This is a genomic window from Peptoclostridium sp. AF21-18, from assembly GCF_003478825.1.
Lineage (GTDB): Bacteria > Bacillota > Clostridia > Peptostreptococcales > Peptostreptococcaceae > Peptacetobacter.
This window is the reverse complement of sequence record NZ_QUGE01000062.1, coordinates 1-568: the sequence shown is the minus strand read 5'-3', so window position 1 is coordinate 568 and position 568 is coordinate 1. Positions and strand designations below refer to the sequence as shown.

Annotated in this window: 1 protein-coding gene; it reads right to left on the bottom strand. The window is 23.6% G+C overall.

Features of this window, described 5'->3' with window-relative positions; translation table 11 throughout:
* On the bottom strand, window positions 1-395 hold a 395-nt coding region (locus DWX74_RS11040), incomplete at its 3' end, for a hypothetical protein (protein ID WP_330415692.1).
* Window positions 396-568: the final 173 nt, after the last annotated feature.

Sequence of the window (568 nt, the reverse complement as noted above, 5' to 3'; positions counted from 1 at the left end):
TTTAATACGTTATAATAAAGCTTATTTGCTGATAGTATATAATTTATATAATATCTGTCATCAGTAGATAAATGTTCATTATTATAAGCAGCAGTCCTAATTTCATTTTTTGTATTAGACCAACCAGACTTTATATTTCCAATTGCATCTTGTAATGCTAGTTTCCAATATCTAGCTGGTAATTTCCATTGTTCATAAAACTTTGTACTTACCCATTCATCTCTGATTTTTCGAGGTTTTTCAATGATTAAAAGACTTTTTATTCCACTATATCTTGAATATACGTAATTTTTAACATTTTTGTATTCTCTTCCTATTTTTAATAATTCTTCAACATCATAATCATCAATTTTATAGGAATATTGTTTTACAGTTTTAGTTATTGTCTTTCCCATTTACCTCACCTCGATTCTATAACAAATTTTATCTTTCTAATTATATTATATACAAATCGAAGTTATATTATACAAATAATATAAAATTTTTTTTAAGTTTTTAAATAAATAAAAAATACGGTCGTTATATCTAAAATACATCCGTATATATTTTTAGAGTGTTCAATCGGAAT